The organism is Actinoplanes sp. NPDC021490 (assembly GCF_055562135.1).
Genome location: NZ_JBVHFW010000001.1, coordinates 914442 through 936335 on the forward strand (window position 1 = coordinate 914442; position 21894 = coordinate 936335).

21 protein-coding genes are annotated in these 21894 nt (G+C 70.6%); 7 read left to right on the forward strand and 14 right to left on the reverse strand.

Features of this window, described 5'->3' with window-relative positions:
• Positions 1–38: 38 nt before the first annotated feature.
• The 9 genes from ACZ3I4_RS04325 to ACZ3I4_RS04365 all read right to left on the reverse strand — a co-directional run bounded on the left by ACZ3I4_RS04325 (position 39) and on the right by ACZ3I4_RS04365 (position 9099).
• Positions 39–641 (reverse strand): type IV pilus inner membrane component PilO, encoded by a 603-nt coding sequence (locus ACZ3I4_RS04325; protein WP_465380380.1) that lies wholly within the window; start codon positions 639–641, stop codon positions 39–41.
• Entirely contained in the window at positions 641–1366 is a 726-nt protein-coding gene (locus tag ACZ3I4_RS04330; protein WP_465380381.1) for a PilN domain-containing protein, read from the reverse strand. Before ACZ3I4_RS04330 ends, ACZ3I4_RS04325 begins: the two co-directional genes overlap by 1 nt.
• On the reverse strand, positions 1366–2391 hold the full coding sequence (gene pilM, locus ACZ3I4_RS04335) for a type IV pilus assembly protein PilM (protein ID WP_465380382.1): 1026 nt from the start codon (positions 2389–2391) through the stop codon (positions 1366–1368). The genes ACZ3I4_RS04330 and pilM overlap by 1 nt, the downstream gene beginning before the upstream one ends.
• 36 nt (positions 2392–2427) lie before the next feature.
• Positions 2428–3213 carry a prepilin peptidase gene (locus ACZ3I4_RS04340; protein WP_465380383.1) on the reverse strand — a complete coding sequence of 262 codons (786 nt, stop codon included), beginning with the start codon at positions 3211–3213 and terminating at the stop codon, positions 2428–2430.
• A 71-nt stretch (positions 3214–3284) separates the two neighbouring features.
• On the reverse strand, positions 3285–3806 hold the full coding sequence (locus tag ACZ3I4_RS04345) for a type II secretion system protein (protein ID WP_465380384.1): 522 nt from the start codon (positions 3804–3806) through the stop codon (positions 3285–3287).
• 76 nt (positions 3807–3882) lie between these two features.
• Positions 3883–5115 carry a type II secretion system F family protein gene (locus ACZ3I4_RS04350; protein ID WP_465380385.1) on the reverse strand — a complete coding sequence of 411 codons (1233 nt, stop codon included), beginning with the start codon at positions 5113–5115 and terminating at the stop codon, positions 3883–3885.
• A gap of 4 nt (positions 5116–5119) precedes the next feature.
• Positions 5120–6241, reverse strand: a complete 1122-nt coding sequence (locus ACZ3I4_RS04355) for a type IV pilus twitching motility protein PilT (protein WP_465380462.1) — start codon at positions 6239–6241, stop codon at positions 5120–5122.
• 139 nt (positions 6242–6380) lie between these two features.
• Positions 6381–8048, reverse strand: coding sequence for a GspE/PulE family protein (locus ACZ3I4_RS04360; RefSeq protein ID WP_465380386.1), 1668 nt, complete (start codon positions 8046–8048; stop codon positions 6381–6383).
• 88 nt (positions 8049–8136) lie between these two features.
• Positions 8137–9099 (reverse strand): GlxA family transcriptional regulator, encoded by a 963-nt coding sequence (locus tag ACZ3I4_RS04365; protein WP_465380387.1) that lies wholly within the window; start codon positions 9097–9099, stop codon positions 8137–8139.
• Positions 9100–9118: 19 nt separating this feature from the next.
• Between ACZ3I4_RS04365 and ACZ3I4_RS04370 the strand changes: the two genes are divergently transcribed.
• Positions 9119–10453: an MFS transporter gene (locus ACZ3I4_RS04370; protein ID WP_465380463.1), complete on the forward strand. Its 1335-nt coding sequence runs from the start codon at positions 9119–9121 to the stop codon at positions 10451–10453.
• A 4-nt stretch (positions 10454–10457) separates the two neighbouring features.
• Here ACZ3I4_RS04370 and ACZ3I4_RS04375 read toward each other — a convergent pair whose 3' ends face one another.
• Positions 10458–10772 (reverse strand): STAS domain-containing protein, encoded by a 315-nt coding sequence (locus ACZ3I4_RS04375; protein WP_465380388.1) that lies wholly within the window; start codon positions 10770–10772, stop codon positions 10458–10460.
• A 74-nt stretch (positions 10773–10846) separates the two neighbouring features.
• On the opposite strand from ACZ3I4_RS04375, the gene fxsT reads away from it, so the two are divergent.
• Positions 10847–13267, forward strand: coding sequence for an FxSxx-COOH system tetratricopeptide repeat protein (gene fxsT / locus ACZ3I4_RS04380; RefSeq protein ID WP_465380389.1), 2421 nt, complete (start codon positions 10847–10849; stop codon positions 13265–13267).
• Positions 13268–13276: 9 nt separating this feature from the next.
• Here the strand turns inward: fxsT and ACZ3I4_RS04385 are convergent, their stop codons facing one another.
• Positions 13277–14953, reverse strand: a complete 1677-nt coding sequence (locus ACZ3I4_RS04385) for a putative bifunctional diguanylate cyclase/phosphodiesterase (RefSeq protein ID WP_465380390.1) — start codon at positions 14951–14953, stop codon at positions 13277–13279.
• A 200-nt stretch (positions 14954–15153) separates the two neighbouring features.
• Here ACZ3I4_RS04385 and ACZ3I4_RS04390 point away from each other — a divergent pair, with 200 nt between their 5' ends.
• Both ACZ3I4_RS04390 and ACZ3I4_RS04395 read left to right on the forward strand, forming a co-directional pair.
• Positions 15154–15519 carry a YbaB/EbfC family nucleoid-associated protein gene (locus ACZ3I4_RS04390; protein ID WP_465380391.1) on the forward strand — a complete coding sequence of 122 codons (366 nt, stop codon included), beginning with the start codon at positions 15154–15156 and terminating at the stop codon, positions 15517–15519.
• Positions 15500–15898, forward strand: a complete 399-nt coding sequence (locus ACZ3I4_RS04395; RefSeq protein WP_465380392.1) for a hypothetical protein — start codon at positions 15500–15502, stop codon at positions 15896–15898. Before ACZ3I4_RS04390 ends, ACZ3I4_RS04395 begins: the two co-directional genes overlap by 20 nt.
• A gap of 16 nt (positions 15899–15914) precedes the next feature.
• On the opposite strand, the gene ACZ3I4_RS04400 is transcribed toward ACZ3I4_RS04395, so the two are convergent.
• On the reverse strand, positions 15915–16199 hold the full coding sequence (locus ACZ3I4_RS04400; protein WP_465380393.1) for a DUF427 domain-containing protein: 285 nt from the start codon (positions 16197–16199) through the stop codon (positions 15915–15917).
• 154 nt (positions 16200–16353) lie between these two features.
• Between ACZ3I4_RS04400 and ACZ3I4_RS04405 the strand changes: the two genes are divergently transcribed.
• From ACZ3I4_RS04405 to ACZ3I4_RS04415, 3 genes are read left to right on the forward strand one after another with little or no spacing between them, the layout of a single operon-like run.
• Positions 16354–16920 carry a hypothetical protein gene (locus ACZ3I4_RS04405; RefSeq protein WP_465380394.1) on the forward strand — a complete coding sequence of 189 codons (567 nt, stop codon included), beginning with the start codon at positions 16354–16356 and terminating at the stop codon, positions 16918–16920.
• Positions 16917–17942 carry a hypothetical protein gene (locus tag ACZ3I4_RS04410; protein WP_465380395.1) on the forward strand — a complete coding sequence of 342 codons (1026 nt, stop codon included), beginning with the start codon at positions 16917–16919 and terminating at the stop codon, positions 17940–17942. The genes ACZ3I4_RS04405 and ACZ3I4_RS04410 overlap by 4 nt, the downstream gene beginning before the upstream one ends.
• Entirely contained in the window at positions 17939–19423 is a 1485-nt protein-coding gene (locus tag ACZ3I4_RS04415) for a hypothetical protein (protein ID WP_465380396.1), read from the forward strand. Before ACZ3I4_RS04410 ends, ACZ3I4_RS04415 begins: the two co-directional genes overlap by 4 nt.
• Here the strand turns inward: ACZ3I4_RS04415 and ACZ3I4_RS04420 are convergent.
• Both ACZ3I4_RS04420 and ACZ3I4_RS04425 read right to left on the reverse strand, forming a co-directional pair.
• On the reverse strand, positions 19395–19727 hold the full coding sequence (locus ACZ3I4_RS04420) for a nucleoside triphosphate pyrophosphohydrolase family protein (RefSeq protein ID WP_465380397.1): 333 nt from the start codon (positions 19725–19727) through the stop codon (positions 19395–19397). The genes ACZ3I4_RS04415 and ACZ3I4_RS04420 overlap by 29 nt on opposite strands.
• 14 nt (positions 19728–19741) lie before the next feature.
• Positions 19742–21532, reverse strand: coding sequence for a SpoIIE family protein phosphatase (locus tag ACZ3I4_RS04425; protein ID WP_465380398.1), 1791 nt, complete (start codon positions 21530–21532; stop codon positions 19742–19744).
• Positions 21533–21894: the final 362 nt, after the last annotated feature.

Below are 21894 nucleotides of genomic sequence, written 5' to 3' on the forward strand. Positions count from 1 at the left end.
CCCGTCGGTGGTTCACCCTTGCGCCGGTCGGGCCCAGCTCATCCGGCGGCCCGGCAGCGGTCGGTGCGGTCCGTCTTCGCGCTGTCGGCGACGTCCGAGGTGGTGCAGAAGGCGCTCAGCGTCAGGCTGGCGGTGACCACATTGTCGTCGCCGGTGGTGAGGTTGACCGCGTTGACGAGCACGGCCCGGGGCTGGATCTGCTGCATCTGATCGAGGAAGGTGCTGACCTCGGCCGCGGTGCCGGACGCGCTGATCGTGAGAGGCATCTCCGCCGCGGTCGCCACGTTCGACGACACGACGGTGTTGCCGGCCGAGAGCACGGTCACCGAGACGCCCGCCCGGGTTCCCGCGTCCTTGAGTGAGCGGATGAAGGCCGGCTGCCCGTACGTCTCGGGCAGGTTCTTGATGAGGGCGTCGAGCTGGGCCTGATAGGCGGGCTTCTTGGCGTCCTGCGCCTTGAGCGCGGCCACCTCCTTCTTCAGCTTGGTCAGCTGGAGGGTGGTGTCGTCGGCTTCGGTCTGCACGGTGTCGGCCTCGGCGTACTTGGGCGAGATGGCGAGCAGCCAGGCCGCCGAGACGAGGATGACGATGGCCACGATGCCGCCGATGAGCCAGATCCGGTCGGTGCGACGGGCGTCCATCAGTTGCCTCCGGTCGCGGGGCAGGTCTTGGTGAAGCGACCGCACAGCGCGGACGAATTAATGTTGACTGTGAGGGCGTAGTCCCACACGTCCTCGTTCTCCGACAGGTTGGTCAGGTACGGGTCCGAGAAGCCCTTGAGGTCGGCCAGCTTGTCGATGAACGCGGCAACCTGGGGCTTGTCCGGCGACGTGCCGGCAATGGTCACCGTGGCCACCGTACGTTCGGTGGCCGCGGCCGCCTTGCCGGTGGTGCCCGGGGCATTCGTGACCACGGCGTCCTGCCGGAGCACGGTGCCGCCGATCTCCTGGATCGTGACGTCGGCGGCCGCCGCGGTGTCCCGCAGGGCGTCGGTCTTCTGAGCCCAGGGCAGGTCGTTGGCCATCAGCGTCTTGAGGTCGGCCTTGACGGTGTCGCGGTCGCTGATGATGCCGGTCACGCCCGCGTAGTCCCGCTTGTCGTCCCGCGCCCGATCGACCTGTTCGTTGACCAGGGTCCGGTTCTCGTTCGCGGTGTCGAGCTGCTGAACCGCGTAGAAGTACCAGCCGCCGAGCCCGGCCAGGACGACGACCACGGCGGCGATCAGCGCGCCCCGGGTACGCCGGGCCCGGCGGCCCGCGGTGATCTCCTCGGGCAGCAGGTTGGCGCGGATGGTCAGGATGCGCGACGCCTGTGCGGGGGAGACCGCCGGGTCGACCGGAATCAGGGCGGTTTGAGTCGTGGTCATCAGGCTGCCGCTCCCAGGGTCAGGCCGATCGACACCGCGGCCGAGGGCACGAAGCTGTCGAAGCCGCGTTCGCGGCCCCGGCGCGTGTCCTTGAGGCGGCTGGCGCCGTCGGCGTACATGACGGTGATCCGCAGTTCGTTCTGAAGGTGCTCGGCCAGGCCGGGCATGAGCGCGCTGCCACCGCAGAGCGCGAGCCGGGTCACCTGCTTCTGCCGCTCACCCGAGGCGAGGTAGGTGAAGGAGCTGCGCAGCTCGCTGACCAGCGGGCGGACGGCCTCCTCGGCGGCCTCGGCGGCGTCCTCGCGGCCGTCGCCGTGCAGCCCGAACCGGCACTTGAGCTCCTCGGCCTCGGGCCGTGGGATGCCGAGCCGGGACGCGATGCTGTCGGTGATCTCCTGGCCGCCGCGCGGCACGGTCCGCACGATCAGCGGCTCGCCGTCGGCGTGCACGACCACGCTGGTGACGTCGAGACCGATGTCGACGATCGCCTCGACCTGGGCGTCCAGCCGGGAGGCGGCGCGCAGCAGGGCGAACGACGCCAGGTCGACCCCCTTGACGTGCAGTCCGGCCTTTTCGACCGCGTTCACGGCGCTCATCACGGCCTCCTTGGGCATGGCGATGAGCAGCCCCCGTACGGTCGGGTTGTCGCCCGGGTCCTCGAGCGGATAGAAGTCCAGCAGCGAGCGCTCGACGGCCAGCGGCAGCGCGTCCTTGACCTGGAACGGCAGCGCCTGCCGCATCTCCTTGGCGGGCAGGTTGGACACCGACATCTCGCGCACGACCAGCTGCGGGTTGGTCACGCCGAGGTTGACGTTCTTGGTGCCGAACTTGCACGCGGCCCAGAGCTGCTTGAGGGCCGAGGTGACCATCACCTGGTCCTGCACCACTCCGCCGTGCACCGCGCCGAGCGGCAGCGGGACCTGGCCGAAGTTGGACAACGAGTAGTCGTCCTTGCCTCGGCGGACCTCGACGGCACGGATGGAGGACGTGCCGATGTCCAGGCCGATCGGGGTGACGCCAGCCATCGGATTCCTTCCTTGGAACGAAGAGCGGAGAGTGGGTCAGACGGTGGGGACGAGCAGCGAGGCGTACCACTGCGCGATCGGGGCGCCGGCGAAGACCGCGAGGAAGGCGCCGGCGAGCATGTAGGGACCGAAGGGGATGCGGGTCTTGCGGCCGGCCCGGCGGGTCAGCATCAGCGCTGCGCCGACGACGCCACCGAACAGGAACGCGGCGAACGCGCCGATTGCAACCGAGCTCCACCCGAGCCAGCCGAGGTAGAAGCCGATCAGCGGGCTGAGCTTGAGGTCACCGCCGCCCATCCCGCGGGGCAGGCTGGCCAGGATGAAGTAGCCGACGTAGAGCACGGCCGCCGCGAGCAGCGCCCGTCCGGCCGCCGACCAGGTGCCTTCGGCGATCACCGCGGGGGCCATGAGGGCCAGGGCCACCGCGTAGGAGGGCAGGACGATCTTGTCGGGGAGGCGCATCACGTCGAGGTCGATCGCGGCCAGGGCCACCGAGATCGCCGCCAGGTAGAGATAGGCCGGCAGCTCCCAGGAGAAGCCGAACCGGGCCGCCACCGCGACGAACAGGATGGCGGTGCCGGCCTCGACGAGCGGGTAGCGGACGCTGATCGGGGCCCGGCAGTCGGCGCACCGGCCGCGGAGCACTAGCCAGCTCAGCACCGGGATGTTGTGCCGGTTGCGGACCTGGTTGCCGCAGGCCGGGCAGTGCGACCGGGGATGCGACAGCGATTCGTCGCGCGGCACCCGGTAGATCACGACGTTGAGGAACGAACCCACGACCAGGCCGAGCACGGCGACCACGACGAGCAGAAAGGTCTGCATCGGAGTCCTCCGTTCTCGAGCCGGGCGATGGGAAGCGGGTGGCGCCTCAGGGCGCCACCCGATTCAGCGCGTCAGGCGGTGCAGCTGGCGATCTTGCCGTTGTTGATCGTCTTGACCGAGCCGCCGAGGGCGCTGTCGTAGACGTAGAGCTTGCCGCTGCCGTTGTCGTTGATCGCGCAGACCTTGTAGGTCGAGACGGTCGTGACGCTGTTGGCCGTTGCGGAGGTGCCGACCAGGTAGGTGAGCTTGGTCTTGTCCGACAGGGTGACCCAGCCGGCCGGGGCGGCGCTGGTGTTGGCCGGCGTGTTGGGGTAGAGGCTGAAGCTCTCGGCCTTCTCCGTCATCGCGGTGGTCGGGTACGAGTTGCCGTTGTCGGTGTAGTACTGCTCGATCGTGCTCACCGCGCCGCGTACGTCGGACTGCGCCGACTTGTCCGCGGCTCCCTTGCGGTAGTTGAGGTAGACCGGCACGGCGATGGCGACCAGCACGCCGATGATGACCACGACCACGAGGAGCTCGATGAGGGTGAAGCCCTCGTCGTCCTTCTTGTTACGCAGCCGGTTGATCGTTTCCTGCATTGGGGGTGCCTCCATGGCGTCAGGGTGGGACGGGCGGGTGTTACCGGGCGGGGGCCCGTTCGGCCGGCGGGAGTCCGGCCTGGTCCAGACGTCAATTGCTCTGGATGTTCTGGTAAATGGTGAACATCGGCAGGTACAGACAGATCACCATTCCGCCGACCACGGCGCCCATGACGAGCACCATGATCGGTTCGATCGAAGCGGTCAGGGACTCGGCGGCGGCGTCGACTTCCCTGTCATAGAAATCGGCAACCTTGTCCAGCATCTGACTGATTTGGCCGCTTTCTTCGCCAACTTCGATCATTTGCGTGACCATGGCCGGGAAGATCGTGTGGTGCCGCAGGGCCGAGGACATCGTCTGGCCGTCGCGCACGGCGGCCTGCACGTCCTTCATGGCCGCGTTGATGACCTCGTTGCCGGTGGTCTCGCCGACCACGGTCAGCGCCTGCATCACCGGCACGCCGACGTTGAGCAGCAGGCCCAGGTTGCGCGAGAACCGGCTCATGGCCAGCTTGCGGAAGAGCGGGCCGAAGACCGGCAGGCGCACCTTGATCTTGTCGACCTTGTAGCGGAATTCCTCGCTGGCGCGCATCTGCCGCTTGTAGAAGATCGACCCGCCGATGCCCACACCCAGGACGAGCGGCCCGATCCACCACATGTTGTGGCTGGCGTCGACCAGGAACTGGGTGATCGCCGGCAGCTCGCCGCCGAGGTTCTTGAACATGCCCTCGAAGATCGGGACGATGAAGATGAGCACCGCGGCGATCAGCACGAAGGTGAACGACAGCACGATCGCCGGGTAGGTCATCGCACTCTTGATCTTGCCGCGGAGCTCGGTGTCCTTCTCCAGGCTGTCCGCGATCTGCTCGAGAGCGCGGTCGATCATGCCGCCGGTCTCACCGGCCCGGACCATGGCGATCATCAGGCGCGGGAAGATGCGGTCGTGCTTGGCCATCGAACCGGACAGCGACGCTCCACCGGCCACATCCGTACGCAGATCGCCCAGCGCCCTCTTGAGCGGCGCCGAACTGCACTGTTCCTCGAGGATTGCCAGCGACCGCAGCAGCGACATGCCGGATGCGGTCATGGTGGAGAACTGGCGGGCGAAGACGGCGAGATCCTTGAGCTTGACCCGGTTGCCGAAGCCGGGGATCTTGATCTCCATGTCGAGGCCCTTGCCGGTCTCGACCAGCTCCAGGGGCGTCTCGCCGCGCTGTTTCAGAAGGTGACCGGCGGCCGTCTCGTTGGGCGCCTCGACGGTGCCCTTGGTCCGGTGACCGGCGCCGTCGATGCTGCTGTACCGATAGACCTTGGTAGCCGGCATCGGATCACATCCGTCCCACGAGTCGCTTGAGCTCTTCCTTCGAGTGGCAGATCTCCAGGGCGGCCTGCAGCGTCACGACCTGCTCCCGCACCTTCTCGGCCAGGTGCTGGTCGAACGCGAGCATGCCGTCGCCCGCGCCGGCCTGCATGAACGACGGGATCTGGTGCGACTTGCCCTCGCGGATCAGGCTGCGGATGGCCGGGGTGGCGGTGAGGATCTCGCACACCACGACCCGGCCCTTGTTGTCCGCGCGCGGCGCCAGCGCCTGGGTGATCACGCCTTGGAGCGAGGCGGCCAGCTGGGCGCGGATCTGCAGCTGCTGGTGCGGCGGGAAGATGTCGATGACGCGGTCGATGGTCTGCGTGGCGCTCTGCGTGTGCAGCGTGGCCAGCACCAGGTGACCGGTCTCGGCCGCGGTCAGCGCGGTCGCCGTGGTCTCCAGGTCGCGCAGCTCGCCGACCAGGATGATGTCGGGGTCCTGCCGCAGCGCGTGCTTGAGCGCGCTGGCGAAGTCCTCGGTGTCGCTGCCGACCTCGCGCTGGTTGACCACGCTGCGCTTGTGCGGGTGGAGGAACTCGATCGGGTCCTCGATGGTGATGATGTGGTCGGCCCGGCTGCGGTTGGCCAGGTCGAGGATCGACGCCAGCGTCGTGGTCTTGCCGGAACCGGTCGGGCCGGTCACCAGCACGAGGCCGCGGGGCAGGTGGGCGAAGCGGGCCACCGAGTCGGGCATGCCCAGCTCGTCCAGCGGCTTGATCTCGTGCGGGATGGCCCGGAAGACCGCGCCGCACGAGTTGCGCTGGATGTAGAGGTTGCCGCGGAACCGGGAGACGCCGACGATGCTGTGCGCGAAGTCGAGTTCCTGTGACTCCTGGAAGGTCTGCCACTGGTCGGGCGAGACGGCCGCCCGGGCCAGCAGCGCGGTGTCGGACGAGTTGAGGTTGCCGTAGCCGGGGATCGGGCGCAGGCCGCCGTTGACCCGCATCATCGGCGGCGTGCCGACGGTCAGGTGCAGGTCGGAGCCCTTGGACTCGACCAGGGTGACGAGCATCTGGTTGAGCACGGCGAGATCGCCGGGCGCGGCCGGCGCGGCCTGCTGGGGAACCATCTGGTCGGTCTGGTACATCGTCACCGGCAATCTGCTCGTCGGTTCGGGACGCCCCTTAGATTCGGCACCGGGCCGGACCGGTTTAGGGGCTCTTCCGGCGTTTTCGGGCGGTCGATCGGCGTACGGGATAATCTGGTTCGCCGCTCAGGCACGGCTGCTAGATCGCCACTCGGGACACCTCGCGCACCGAAGTGAGCCCGCCCGACGCCTTGGCCAGGCCGTCCGCGCGCAGGTCGTACATGCCCTGGTAGAGCGCCACCTCGCGGATCTCGTTGGTGGAGGCCCGCCGGATGGTCAGCGCCTCGATCTCGGGCGAGATCGGCATGACCTCGTGCAGTGCGATCCGGCCCCGATAGCCGGTGTTGGCGCAGTTACGGCAGCCGACCGGCCGGTAGAGCACCTCGGGCACGGTCAGGTCCTCGAACGGCCAGCGCGCGCCGACGAGCTCTTCCTCGGTCGGCTTGTAGGCCTCCTTGCACCAGTCGCAGAGTCGCCGCGACAGCCGCTGGGCCAGCACGCAGTCGAGCGACGAACCGACCAGGAACGGCTCGATGCCCATCTCGGTGAGACGGGTGACCGCGCCCGGGGCGTCGTTGGTGTGCAGCGTGGAGAGCACGAGGTGACCGGTCAGCGAGGCCTCGACGGCGATCTGCGCGGTGTTGCCGTCCCGGATCTCACCGATCAGCACGACGTCCGGGTCGGACCGCAGGATGGCCGGCAGCACCGCCGCGAAGGTCAGGCCGGCCTTGGCGTTGACCTGCACCTGGTTGACGCCGCGGAGCCGGTACTCGACCGGGTCCTCGACGGTGATCACGTTGACCTCGGGCTTGCTGATCCGGCCCAGGGTGGCGTACAGCGTGGTCGACTTGCCGGAACCGGTCGGGCCGGTCACCAGCAGCATGCCGTGCGGCTTGCTGAACGACGCCGCGTATCGCTCCAGGTTGTGCTGGGTGAACCCGAGCTTGTTCACGTCGAGGTCGATGCCGCCGGTGTCGAGCACCCGGAGCACCAGCTTCTCGCCCCACACCGTGGGCAGCGTGGCGGTACGCAGGTCGACCGTGCGGTCGCGGATGAGGGCGGTGATGCGGCCGTTCTGCGGCACCCGCTTCTCGGTGATGTCGACGCCCGACATGATCTTGATGCGCGACGTAAGGGCGGCCATGACGCCGCGCGGCACGATGTCGACCTCGTGGAGCACGCCGTCGATGCGGTAGCGGACCCGCATGTCGTCCTCGGTCGGCTCGAGGTGCAGGTCGGAGGCGCGGTTCATGACGGCCTGCTCGATCAGGTTGTTGACGTAGCGCACGATCGGCGCGTCGTCGGCGCTGGTCGCCTGGGCCGCCATCCCGCTCTGGGACTCGGCCTCGTCGTCGACCATGTCGCCCAGGTCGCTGGACTCGCGCTGGAGTTTCTCGATGATCCGGCGGACCTCGCTGCGCGCCACCACGACCGGTCGTACGGTCATGCCGGTGGCGGCCCGGACGTCGTCCAGGGCGACCACGTCGCCGGGGTCGGTGACGCCCACGACGATTTCGCCGTCGGACATCGAGATGCCGAGCACGCGGTGGCGCAGCACGACGGACAGCGGGATCTTCTTGAGAGCGGCCGGATCGGGCGTGAAGCTGACCAGGTCGACCGTGTTGATGCCGAACGCCAGGGCGGCCGCCTGGGTCAGCTGCTCCTCGGTGACGACCTGGTCGTTGATGAGGACCGCGCGCACGGACCGGCCGCTGCGCTGCGCTTCCGCCGCCGCCGAGTCCACGGCTTGCGGATCGATCCCGATCTGCTTCAGGGCGTCGAGCAGCGGGCGGAAAGTCTGGTCCATGACGTCCTTGGTCTAGGCATAACGGTGCTTGCCTATGCCTATCGGGCGTCGGGGGCTAAAGCTGAGATCCGGGTAGTTATGACGTAATTTACACCGGTTGGCGGAAGGTCCGGCGGTAAGCTGTGGGCGCTACGCCGATCGTCGCCTGCAGGTGTTGCCGCAGCGCCGTCGCGCTGCCCAGGCCCGAGCGCCGGGCCACCGCCTCCACCCCCAGATCGGTCGACTCGAGCAGAAGCTGAGCGTGCGCGATGCGCTGCCGCAAAATCCACTGCCGCGGGCTCGTGCCGGTCTCCTCGCGGAAGCGCCGGGTGAAGGTCCGCACGCTCATCCGCGCGTGCCCGGCCATCTCCTCCAGCGTCACCGGCTCGGCCAGCCGGTCGAGCGCCCAGGCCCGGGTCGGCGCGGTGCCGGTGCCGTCGGAGTGCGGGACCGGCCGCTCGATGAACTGGGCCTGACCGCCGTCGCGCCACGGCGGCAGCACGCAGCGCCGGGCCGCGCGGTTGGCCACCTCGGCGCCGTGGTCGCTGCGCACGATGTGCAGGCAGAGATCGGCCCCGGCGCCCACCCCGGCCGAGGTGAGCACGTCGCCGTCGTCCACGAAGAGCACGTCCAGATTCCATCTGACCCGCGGATAGAGCCGGCCGATGCGGTCGCCCCAGAACCAGTGGGTGGCGGCCGGGCGCCCGTCGAGCAGGCCGGCCGCGGCCAGCACGGCGGCGCCGGTGCAGATCGAGACGATGCGCGCGCCCCGGGCCGCCGCTTTCACCAGAGCTTCCCGTACGTCCTCCCGCAGCGTCCCGTCCGTCACGGTGCTCCCGGCATCGACGCCGGGCACGACGACCGTGTCGGCGATCTCGAGCACGCTCAGGTCGTGATCCGCGACGATCGTGAACCCGGCCGCGCTGCGGACCGGGCCGGGGCCGCAGACCAGGATGTCGTAGAGCTTCCGCTTGTCGGCGCCCCGGGCCGCGCTGAACACCTGCGTGGCGGTGCCGAGATCGAACGTGACGACCCCGTCGAGGGCCAGGACGGCGATGGTGTGGGAAGCCATGGCCCGATTCTTACGCATGATGGCCTCCCGGCCACTCGCCCGAGCGGCCCGGGATTCGCAGAATCTGTACGTGACCAAGTTCCGCATCCATCCCGCCTGGCTGGTGGCCGTCGTGGCGTTCGTCGCGCTGGTCGGCGCGGCCGGCTTCCGGGCCACCCCGTCCGTGATGATCCGCCCACTGCACGAGGAGTTCGGCTGGTCCCTCGGCACGATCTCGGCCGCCGTCTCGGTCAACCTGATGCTCTACGGCCTGACCGCGCCGTTCGCCGCGGCCCTGATGGAACGGTTCGGCATCCGCCGGATCGTCATGATCGCCCTGCTGCTGGTGGCCACCGGCTCCGGCCTGACCGTGTTCATGCAGTCGAGCTGGCAGCTGATCCTGCTCTGGGGCGTGCTGGTCGGCCTGGGCACCGGCTCGATGGCGCTCGGCTTCGTCGCCACCATCACCGGCCGCTGGTTCGTCAAGCACCGCGGCCTGGTCACCGGCGTGCTCACCGCGGGCGGCGCGGCCGGCAACCTGGTGTTCCTGCCCGTGCTGGCCACGCTGACCGAGCACTCCGGCTGGCGGCCCGCGGCGCTGACCGTCACCGCCGCCGCCCTGCTGGTCGTGCCGCTGGTCTGGTGGCGGCTGCGCGACCATCCGGCCGAGCTCGGCCTGGGCGCCCTCGGCGGTGAATACGAGGAGCCCAAGCCGATCGCGCCCGCCGGGGCCGCCCGCACGGCCCTGCGCGCGCTCGGCCGGGCGGCCCGGACGCGGCCGTTCTGGTTGCTGGCCGGCGGCTTCGCCATCTGCGGCGCGACCACCAACGGCCTGGTCGGCACCCACTTCATCCCGGCCGCGCACGACCACGGCATGGCCGAGACCACCGCCGCCGGCCTGCTCGCCCTGGTCGGGCTGTTCGACATTGCGGGCACGATCTTCTCCGGCTGGCTGACCGACCGGGTGGACAGCCGAATCCTGCTCGGCGCCTACTACTTTTTGCGCGGCCTGTCGCTGCTGATCCTGCCGTCGCTGTTCGCCGCCACCGCGCACCCCAGCATGCTGGTGTTCATCCTGTTCTACGGCCTGGACTGGGTCGCGACGGTGCCGCCCACGGTCACGCTGTGCCGGGAGTACTTCGGCGAGAGCGGCGCGGTCGTCTTCGGCTGGGTCTTCGCCTCGCACCAGCTCGGCGCGGCCGCCGCCGCCACCGCGGCCGGTCTGGTCCGCGATCAGCTGGGGGCGTACACGTGGGCCTGGTACGGCGCCGGGGCACTGGCCGTGCTGGCCAGCGTGCTGAGCCTGATGCTGTTCGCCGGCGGGCGGCTCAAGCCGATCGCGCCCGGCATCGGCCTCGCCGTCTCGAAGGCCTGACCGCTCAGCTCAGTTCGACGACCTCGAGCAGGCCGCTCAGCATCAGAATCTGCCGGATCGGGGCCGGCGCGCGGGTCAGGCGGAAGCGGACGCCGGCGTCGCGGGCGCGCTGGAAACCGAAGATCAGCGCGCCCAGGCCGGTGGAGTCGATGAAGACGAGATCGGCGAGATCGACCACGATGTCGCGCGGGCGGGTCGCCAGCGCGTCGGTCAGCGCCGCCCGGACCTGGTCGACGGTCAGCACGTCGACCTCGCCGCGCAGCGCGACCGTCGCGACCTCGCCGTCGCGGTCCAGGCTCGTCACGAACTCGTCGGGCAAGGCGATCCTTCTTCCACTGTGGCGATGATTCCACGTACGGTAATCGGCATCACCAAACACGTGAGGAGCGTGGTGTGCCGGTCCTGGGCGGTCTGCCGCCGCGCAATACCCGTTTCGTCGGGCGCGAAGATCTTCTCGCGCAGCTCCGGACCCGTCTGGGAACCGGCCCGGTGGTGCTCCTGCCCGGCGAGGACCATCCGCTCGGTGGCACCGGTCGTACCCAGCTGGCCGCCGAATACGCGTATCGATATGCCGAGACCTATGACCTGGTCTGGTGGATCCCGGCCGAGCAGGCCGCCGGCACCCGCGCCGCGCTGATCGGGCTGGCCCACCGGCTCGGGCTGCCCGAGTCGGGCGACATCAACCGCACGCTGGCCGCGGTGCGCGACGCGCTGAGCCGGGGCGAGCCGTACCGCAACTGGCTGGTCGTCTTCGAGGATGCCAACCGCCCCGAGGACATCAAGCCCTATCTGCCCAGCGGGGCCGGCCACGTGCTGGTGACCAGCCGCAACCCGCGCTGGTCGGCCGAGGTGGCCCAGGCCATGCCGATCGGCGTGTTCGACCGGGCCGACAGCGTCGACCTGCTGCGCCGGCGTGCTTCCGAGCTGACCGTGGACGATGCCGAACACCTGGCCGGGCGGCTGGACGACGTGCCGATGGCCCTCGAGCTGGCCGCCGCGGTCCGAGCCGCCACCGGGCGCACGATCGACGACTACCTGACCCGCTACGACGCGCGCGCCGCCGAGCTGGCCTTCCCCACCCCCGTACGGGTGGCGTGGGGTCTGGCCGCCGACGAGCTGAAGGAGGTCTCGCCGGCCGCGTACGAGCTGCTGGAGTTGTGCGCCTTCCTGGGCAGCGCGCCGGTTTCGTGGCGGCTGCTCTGGGGCGCGCGCATGCTGCCGCTGCCACCCGAGCTGGCCCCGACCGTGCGCATCGAGCGGCGGCTCAAGGCCGCGTTGCGCCTCATCGGACGGTACGGGCTGGCCGAGCTCGACCCGCCCGGCGAGCACCTGCTCGTGCACCCGCTGGTGCGCGGCCTGCTCGGCCAGGAACTCAGCTCGGAACGGCACGCCGCGCTGCTCGGCACGGTCCGGGCCATGCTCGCCGCGGCCGACCCCGGCGACCCGGACGACCCGGCGACCCGCTCGCGCTACGCCGAACTGACCCCACATCTGATCCACTCCGATGTGCTCGGCGCCGGCGCCGAAGAGATCCGCCAGCTGGTCATCAACTGCGTGCGCTACCACTTCGCCCGCGGCGACTACGACTCCAGCCGCGATCTGGCCGCGGCCGCGGTGACCCGGTGGCGCGAGTCGCTGGGCGAGACCGAGCCGCAGACCCTGCTCGCCTCGTTCCACCTGGGCAACGCGCTGCGGGCGGTGGGCCGCACGGCCGAGGCCCGCGAGCTGAACGCGCAGACCCTGCGGGCCCAGCGCGAGGTGCTCGGCGGCGACGACGAGGCGACCCTGGCCACGGCCAACAGCGTCGGGGCCGACCTGCGCATCCGCGGCCACTTCGGCCAGGCCCGCCAGCTCGACGCGGACAACCTGGTGCGCTATCGCCGGCTGTTCGGCGTGAGCTTCCCGACCGCGCTGCGCTGCGCCAACAACCTCGCCGCCGACCTGCGGCTGCTCGGCGACTTCCGGGGCGCCCGCACCCTCGACGAGCAGACCCTGCGGCACCGGCAGGCGATCTTCGCCGACGGGCATCCGGAGATCCTGTCGTCGCGGGCCGAGCTGGCGTTCGACCTCTTCGGACTGGGCGACTACGCGGCCGCCGCCGAAGTGGCCGCGGTGCGGCCGGGCACGGTGGGCGACGATCATCCGTTCGCGTTGTGGGCGGCCCGGTTCGCGGCGATGGCGGCCCGGCGGCGGGGGCAGTCGTCGGCCGTGCCGCTGGCCGAGTCGGTGGTCGAGCTGACCCGCCGGCGCTTCGGCGACCTGCACGTCGAGACGCTGGCCGCGGTCGTCTCGCTGGCCAACGCCGTACGGGAAGCGGAAGATTTTGACCGGGCCCACGAGCTGCTCGAACGGGCGGTGACCCGGTACCACTCGGTGCTCGGCGACGATCATCCGTTCACGCTCGCCGCCGCGGCCTCGCTGGCCGGGGTGATCCGCGCGACCGGCCGCTACGCCGAGGCGCGCCGCATCGACGAGGAAGCGCTCGGCGGCCTGCGGCGCAGCGTCGGCCCCGATCATCCGTTCACGATGAGCTGCGCCAACGGCTTCGCGTCCGACCTGTTCGGACTGGGCGAGCGGCAGGAGGGCCAGCAGCTGGCGGGCGAGACGTGGCAGCGGTCCCGCATGATCCGCGGCGCCGAGCACCCCGACACCCTGGCCTGTGCCTGGAACGCGGTGCTCGACGGCGGCGACGACGAGGCCCGTCATCAGGTGTCGGCGGCGCTCACGAAGGCGTACGGGGAAGGCCACCCCGTGCCGGCCCGAGTGGCCCTGGGCGAGCGGCTCGAGACCGACCTCGACCTGCCGCCGCTCTAGCCCCTTCGATCAGTGCCGTTCGAGGACGATCGTGGTCTGCCTGTCGAGCAGCCCGGTCAGTTCGGCGGCGGGCATCGGCTTGGCGAAGTGGTAGCCCTGGGCCTGGGTGCAGGCGAGTTCGCGCAGCATGGCCGCCTGTGCCTCGTCCTCGACGCCCTCGGCCACCGGCGACAGGTTGAACGTGCGGGCGATGTGGAGCACCGCCTCGGCCACCGAGCCGTTCGCGGTCGACTCCTGCATGGCCTGCACGAACGACTTGTCGATCTTCACCACGTCCACCGGCAGCGCGCCCAGGTGGCTGAGCGACGAGAAGCCGGTGCCGAAGTCGTCGAGCGCGATGCGGACGCCGAGGCTCTTGAGCGAATCCAGCACGCGGGCCGATTCGGTCAGGTCGGTCAGGGCGGCCGACTCGGTCAGCTCGAGCACCAGCAGGTCGGCCGGCATCCCGGTGTCGGTCAGCACCGTGCGGATCTCGTCGGTCAGCTCGGGACTGGCCAGCTGGGTGGCCGACAGGTTGACGTTGAGCTTGAAGCCGGGGTGTGCGCGCTGCCACTGGACGGCCTGCACACACGCCTCGCGCAGCACCCACAGGCCGAGGCCGTGCATCAGGCCGAGCTGCTCGGTCAGGTCGATGAAGTCGCCCGGCGCCAGCAGCCCGCGGATCGGGTGACGCCAGCGCACCAGCGCCTCGACGCCGACGGTGTGCTCGCCGTTGAGGTCGACGATCGGCTGGTAGTGCACCTCGAACTGACACTCGGCGAGCGCGCGGCGCAGGTCGTTCTCGTCCTTGCGGCGCTGGGCGGTCTCGGCGAAGCGGGCCGGGTCGAACCGGCGCACGAGGCCCTTGCCGTCGTCCTTGGCGTGATAGAGCGCCTCGTCGGCCTCGCGCAGCAGCGAGTCCACATCGTGTTCGGCGCCGCGGGCCACGGAGATGCCGGCGCTGGCCCGTACGGAAAGGATCAGTTCGTCGACCGAGAGCGGCTGCTGCAGGTCGCGCAGGATCCGGGAGGCCACCGTGTCGGCGGTATCGTCGTCGGCCAGCCGGGGGAGCAGCACGACGAACTCGTCACCGCCGAGCCGGGACACCGTGTCGTTGGCGCGCACGTTCGCGTTCAGCCGCTCGGCCGTGATTTTGAGCAGTTCGTCGCCGGCCGCGTGCCCGTACGTGTCGTTGATGCCCTTGAAACCGTCGAGGTCGAACAGGATCACCGCGGTCATGGTGTCGTCGGCGTCGTCGAGGGCGTCCTTGGCGTGATCCATGAACATCGCGCGGTTGCCGAGCCCGGTCAGCGGGTCGCGGAAGGCCTGCCGGGCCAGGATCGCGCGCTGCCGGGTGAGGTCGCGCATCAGGCCCTGGTTGGTGTGCGAGCCCAGGAACTGGCGGATCAGGATGATGCCGGTGACGGTCAGGACCAGCCAGATCAGGCCGGGGCCGGCGTCGCCCAGATGGGTGTGCACGGCCGTCGTCACGAGGGCCGCGGCGACCGGGGCGTACTGCAGCAGCGGCCGGCGTCCGGCCGCCTTGACCACGATCGCGCCGACCGCCACGACGACGCCCAGCGAGAGTGCCCAGGCCCACCCGCCTGCGCCCCGATGAGGCCAGGCCACCACCAGCAGCGACGCAAAGATCATGGCGATGTCGACCCCGCGTCGCACGCGGTCCAGCGCCTTGCCGAAACGCACCATGCAGCACCTCCGACGCGTTCGATCGGCCGGGGCCGGAGGCGCATGAGTCTTTTCGCGACGACCGATGTGTTGCGTCCCGGTTACGGTGGTCGTCAGGTCGGGTGACCGGCGTGCGCAGCGACGGGGTGTGCGGCAAGCTCGGGCCGGAGCGTGATCTCATAGGGCAACAGAGGAAAAAGTCGGCAACGGAGGACGAAGTAGTGCCGAGTGGAAATCTGGCGGATCGACTTGCGTCGCTGAGTGCGTCCGCAACCGACGAGGACGGCGTGGTCACGGTGACTGTCGGCAGCACCGGCGTCGTGACCGGACTGCGTCTCGACGACCGGGTCCAGCGCCTGAGCGGAGCGACCCTCTCGCACGAGATCCTGCGCACCATGCGCCGGGCCCAGGCTGCCCTGGCCGAGCAGGTCGCGGAGGTGGTCGACGCCGACCCCGAGGACGGGGGGCCGCCGTCGCCGGTCATGCCGGCCGCGCCGCCGTTCCCGTCGTTCGCCAACACCCCGACCCTGCCGCACCAGCCGCCCGGAAACGGGTTCGAGAGCGGACGTGACAGTCGTGCCCGGTGACAAACCTTCGCTTCCGCGCCGCGGCCCCGCACCGGCCGTCGACCGGATGTCGAACGCCGAGCTGGCCCGCATGGTCGAGGCCGAGCATCCGTACCGGGGCAAGGCGCTCTTCGAGCTGTCCGACCGGATCGCGGCCGACGACGACGCGGCGACCAAGGTGGCGATGCTGAGCCGGCTGACCTCGCTGCGGCGGGCGCGCCTGTTCGACCGGGTCTCGCTGGCCTGGTCGGGCATCATCGCGCTGCTCGCGGCCGAGACGGAGCACTCGCGCGCGGTCGCCTACGAGGCGTTCGGGGCGCTCGACGTCGAGGAGCAGCGGGACATGCTGGACTATCTCGAGGTGACCTCGATCGAGGAGGCCCATCCGCGCATCGCGTGATGGGCCCCCGCCGCGGTCAGTCCTCGACGTGCACGTCCTTCCAGAAGGCAACGCGGTCGCGTACCACCCCGGCGTCCGGCTTCGGCTCGGGATAGAACCAGACGGCGTCGGTGGTGGTGTGTCCGTTCGAGCTCAGCGTGTAATACGACGCCCGGCCTTTCCAGGGGCAGATGGTGTGCGTCTCGGAGGGGGCCAGCACGTCCTCGCGCAGCGACTCGCGTGGGAAGTAGAGCCTTCCCTCGACAACCACGGTGTCGTCGCTCTCGGCGATCACTTCGTCGTTCCAGATGGCCTTCGGCATAGTCCGAACGTAGCGCGCCGAAAGCCGGTCGTCCGATATGCGAGTGTTAATCGCTATCGGGGGTGAAAGATGTGACTCGTCCCAACATTGCCGTCGCAATGTAAGAAGATCTAGAGTCAACTGCGATCCTCCTAACCCCCAGGGAGAGCGGCCGGTGAACGGTCTGAGCACGCTACCCACCACCGCTGAGCAGGCACGGCATGCTTTGTTGCTGCTCGGTGCGCCCGCTGCGCCCCGGCTCGTGGCCGACGTGCACGCGGCCCTGTTCGACGGTGATCTCTCGGTGCCGGCCCTGGCCGCCCTGCTGCGCGACCGCGAGAGCGGGCTCTGCGCGGCTCTCGATCAAGACCTTTCCCCCGTACGGGGACTGATCGCGCTGGGCGACTGGCCGCTCGAACGCCGGATCGTCACCCCGGCCACGCGCCGGGCCGACGCGCTGGCGACGGTGATCCGGGTGGCCGGGTTCGTGGCGATGCGGCCCGGAGCCGGGCTCGCCGCGCACCGCCTGCTGCGATCGCTGGCCGAGGACGTGCCGCACGGCGCCGAGGCTGTCGATCTCGCCGACGCCGCCCGGGCCGCGCTGGCCGCGCCCGAACTCGCCGGCGCGCTCGCCGCCGAGGAGCCGGTGCGGGCCGCGGCGATCGCCCGGGCCGCCGGCCTGCCACGGTCGCAGCAGCTCTTCGGTCTGCCGCAGGTGCCCCACCAGCGCGGGCCGGCATGAACCGGATCGACCGGCTGCGCGGCTCAGCCCCCGGCAAAAGGCACAACGCCCGTACGGTGGCCGCCCTCACCGGCAACCCGGGATGCACCCGGCGGGCGGTGCTGGACGCGGCGGGCGTCGACAAGGTGCGCCTGGCCGAGCGGATCGGGTTCCCGGGCAGCTTCGGGCAGTCCCGTTTCGCGCTGGCCCGCGGCAACGCGTTCGAGGCGATGCTCAAGGCCGACGACTGCGCGCTGCTGAGGTCGACCCTCGGGGCGTACGTGGGAACTTATGAAGATCTTGGAATGGACGAGGACGGCACGCTCACGGCGCGGCACGCGCGCACCCGGGCGCTGCTGCAGGGCGCCTCGGAAGGCCTGATCGACCACCCGCTGCTGACGCTCGACGTGGCCGGGCAGACGGTGTTCCTCGAGCCCGACCTGATCGCCCACCGCACCGGCTCGCAGCTGCAGGTCGTCGAGATCAAGTCGTTCGCGATCATCGACGGGCAGGCGGACGGGACGTCGGTGTCGGCCGCCGCCGTGCAGGCCGCCGTCTATGTGCTGGCGCTGCGCCAGCTGCTCGGGGAGGAAGCGGTCAGCCACGAGGTCGTGCTGGTCTGTCCCGAGAACTTCTCGCTGCAGCCGGTGGCCGTCGTGCTCGACGTGCGCAAACAGTTGTCGACATTGCGGCGGCAGCTGTCGCGGCTCGCCTCCGTCACGGGCCTCGTCGACTCCCTGCCCGCGTCGCTGTCCTTCGACCTGGTGCAGCCCGCCGCCGACCTGATCGACGCCCTGGCCCACGTCGAAGCCCGATATGCGCCCGAGTGCCTGTCCGCCTGCGAACTGTCGGTCTACTGCCGCCACGAGTCGGCCGGCACCACCGCCGTTCTGGGCCGTCCGGTCCGCGACGCCCTGGGCGGGATCGAGACGATCGGCGAGGTGCTGGCGCTGGCCGAGGGCCGGGCCACGCCGACACCCGAACAGGCCGAGGCCGCGGCCCTTCTGCGCGCCGCCCAGCGACTGCGGGACGAGGCTCTTTGAGCACGCTCGTCGCGCTCGCCCGGGCCCAGGCGTTCGCGGCCGGGCGGGCCCAGCCGATCGCCACCGTACGTCACCTGCACGTCCACGACCGCCCGCTGGTGCTGATTCCGCTGGCCATGGCGGGTGAGGCCAACGCGCCGCTGGCCGTGCTGCTCGGCACCAGCGTGTCGGAGCCGCGGCTGCTCGTGGTGAGCCAGCCCCGTAACCGGGACGAGCGGTTCGTCTTCACTGCCGAACTCGCCGACGCGGTCGTGCCCTACCTGGCGTCGTTCGGCGAGGGCGGCACCGAGGCCGTGCCGGTCGACCGGGGACGCGACGTGCGCTACCGGTACATCGACGCGCCGCAGGTCTGGGTGCCCAACCCGGGCGGCGTCGAGTTCCTGCGGCTGCTCGGGCGGTCGACGCGCTTCCGGCGTACGGACGGCGACCACCCGGTGCCCCCGGCCGTGCCGCTGCTCGGGCAGTGGCTCACGTTCCTGGCCTCGTCGGCCGAGGTGCCGGGCTCGGCGCTGCTGCCCAACGCCGTACAGGCGCTCGGATTGCACTGGGCCACCGGGCAGAGCTCGGCCGAAGACGCGCACCTCGGATCGCTCTTCGCCTGGATCACCTCGGGGGCGGAGGCCGCCCGGGCCGCCGAACAGGGTCCCGTCGCCGGACCGGCCACCGACCCCGAATTCGACAACAAGGTGCTGGCGCCGCTGATCGCCGACTCGTCGCCGTCACTTCCGGGCGCGCTGCGCGGCCTGCTCATGCCGACGTGGGAACGCATGTGGGAATCGATCGCGCTGCTGCGCGCGATGCCCGAGGGCGCCCGGGTGGCGACGCGGTGGGACAGCGACCGGGACGTGTACTCGGCCTTCGTGACCCACCTGGAGGAGGACGGCACGCCGCAGCCCCGGCGTGACGGCGCGGTGGCCGCGGCGGCCCGGCTCCAGCGGCTGGAGAGCGCGGCGGCTCGCTACGCCGTGCAGCGGGCCTTCGACGATCCGCTGGTCATGGCCGAGCATCGGCTGACCGGGGCGGCGTTCGGCGGGGTGGTGACACTGGCCAAGGCCGACCGGATCGACGACACGGGCAAGCGGCCGGTGCTGCGTCCCCGGATCATGGTGGCGACGACCGAGCCCGTACGGGTGGAGCCCGGCGCCTCGCTCACCTCGCCGGCCCGCCCCGCCCAGAAAGCCAAGGTCATCTCGGTGGCGCCGACGGCCGGCGGATCCGATGTGCTGCTCGAGCTCTCCGGCGGGATGGGCCGCAAGCTGGTGGCCGAGCCGGGAAGCGTGCCCGCCGTCGGCGAGCGGTTGCTGCTGACGACGCTGAGCGACGCCTACCGTCCCGGGGCGGCGTTCCCGGACCCGGCCGACACCCCGTGGACGCACGGTGGCCCGCCTATTCCGGCAGTTGATCCATTTCCGGCAGCCGTTCCATCATCGGCAGCTACTCCATCTTCGGCAGCTACTCCATCTTCGGCAGTTGCTCCTTGACGTAGTGCTCGATCTCGGCCGTCATCCGGGCGAACTCGGCCGGCAGGTCGACGTCGTAACGGTGGGCCAGCACCAGCACCGACCAGAGGCAGTCGGCCAGCTCGTGCCCGAGATGCTCGCGGGCGCCGGGGAGGTCGCGGCGGCCCTCGACGGCCATGACCAGCTTGGCCAGATCGCCGACGTCGCCGACGAAGCCCATCATGAAGTCGCTCGGCTCCCAGGGCGTCCGGCCCGCCGTGACGTTGTGCCGGTCATAGAGCGCGGCCGTCTCGAGGGCACGTTGCTGCAGCTCAGACAGATCCATAGTGGAACAGTCTTTCAGCTCAGTCCGACGATCAGCAGGGCGATGTCGTCGGCTCGTCGCCGGGCCGAGGCGATCAACCGGTCGCACAGCTCCTCAGCCGGGAGGGCGGCGTTCCCGCGCAGCACCGACCGGATGCGGGCGATGCCGTCGTCGATCAGGTGAGCCGGATGCTCGACCAGACCGTCGGTGTAGAGAAGCAGCGTGCTGCCGCGGGCCGCGCGACGGTGATGGGTGGTGCGTTCCTCGCGGGGAAGAAGGCCGAGCAGCGGCTCGGGCGACTCCCACCACACCTCGACCTCGCCGTCGGGGCGCAGCAGCACGGGCGGTGGATGCCCGGCGTTCGCGAACGAGATCACGTAGTCGTCGCGGTCGAGGTCGCGGTGCAGGCGGGCCAGGACGGCGGTGGCGGCGGCCGGGACGTGCAGTCCGTGCAGCGCGCGGTCGAGCTGGGTCAGCAGGGGTCCGGGGTCGTCCTCCCGGCCGTACGCGTCACCGCGCACCAGATTGCGGACCTGCCCCATCGTGGCCGCGGCCTCGATGTCATGGCCGGAGACGTCGCCCACGGCCAGGATGAGGCTGCCGTCGGGCTGCGAAAAGGCGTCGTACCAGTCACCGCCGACCGAGGCGCCGTCCTGGGCCGGAAGGTAACGGCCGTGCAGGTCCACCCCGTCCACCTGCGGAAGCTCGGGCAGCATGCTGTGCTGAAGCACCTCGGCGACGTGACGCTGCCGGTCGTAGACCCGGGTGTTGTCGACCGCCATCCCGGCGCGGCGGCCGACCTCGGCCGCGGTGGTCTCCTCGGCGTCGCTGAACCCGGCCCGGCCCGGCCCGTTGACCAGCAGCACCGCCCCCTGCACCCCGTAGGTGACCGGCGAGGTGATCGGGACAACGAGACACGACGAACAGCCCAGCCGGTCGGCCACGTCGGCGGTCAGCCGGTGCCGCAACTGCGCGACGTCCAGGTCGGCGTCGCCGGTCTCGTGGCGGCCCGTCCTCTGCACGGCCCGCAGCAGCGGCTTCGCGTCGAACCGGCCGGCCGCCCGGTTGACCATGCCGGTCTGCGCCGGATCGCGATGGGCCGCGGAAACGTGCCGGACCGTGCCGCCCTGATCCACCAGCATGATCAGGCACCAGTCGGCCAGCCGCCCCGCGACCATGCCGCCGAGCCGGTGCAGGGCCTCGTCGATGTCCATCGTGGTCGCCAGCGCGTCGGTCAACTCGTCCAGAAGCGCCAGCTGATCGTGCGCGGACTCGGCGGCCCGGCGCGCCTCATCGGCGATCTCGTGCGCGATCCGCAGCCGCAGCTCGGAGCTGCATACCTCGCCGAGCTCTTCGAGCAACACGATCTCGCTCTTGGTCCAGACCCGGGGTTCCCGATCCATGACGGCGAGCGTGCCCAGAACCAGCCCGTCGGCGTCGGTGAGCGGCACCCCCGCGAACGCGATCGCACCCAGATCCCGAATCGCCTGGTTGTCCCGCATGCGAGCGTCCAACCGCACGTCCGGCACGACGACCGTGGCGCCCGACTCGACGACGTGCCGGCTGAACGAGTGGCTGAGCGCCATCTCTCGCCCACCGGCAATCGGCTCAGGCAGGCCAACCTGGCCAGGCAGGTGCTGCCGATCCGCGGCAACCACGGTGACCAGCGCAACCGGAACGTCCACAAGCCGCTCGACAATCCCGGCAATCCGATCAAACGCCGAATCGGCCCCCACCCCCAGCCGAAGCCGCCCCACCGATCGCAGGCGCGCGGGATCCACGAGAACGCTTCCAGGCGCCTCCGTAGCCAAGTCACCCCGCAGCACAGTCGCTCCCCAGCAGGTCAGGGAGGCCAGGCTACCGGGCCGTCACCGCCATCAACGACCCCCGAGTGACCGCAGACGCATCCCCTGCCAATCACACCTTCCAAGCCACAACACATCCGACCGCCACCGCCACCGAGCGTGCTCCCAAACCAACTCACCCAAGCCCGCGCTCTGCGGCCCGTGCTAACCCCGTGCTGGTGCGTTGCAGCGCGTGCCGATGGCGTGCTGACCGGTGCTCATGCTCCACGGCCCCTGCCGGATGTGTGCTGACCTGTACTCATGCGTTGCGGCGGGTACTGCTCGTGCTCGTGCTCGGCGGTGCCTGCGGTGGCCGTGACTCTCCGCGCCTGTGCTTTGTGGCG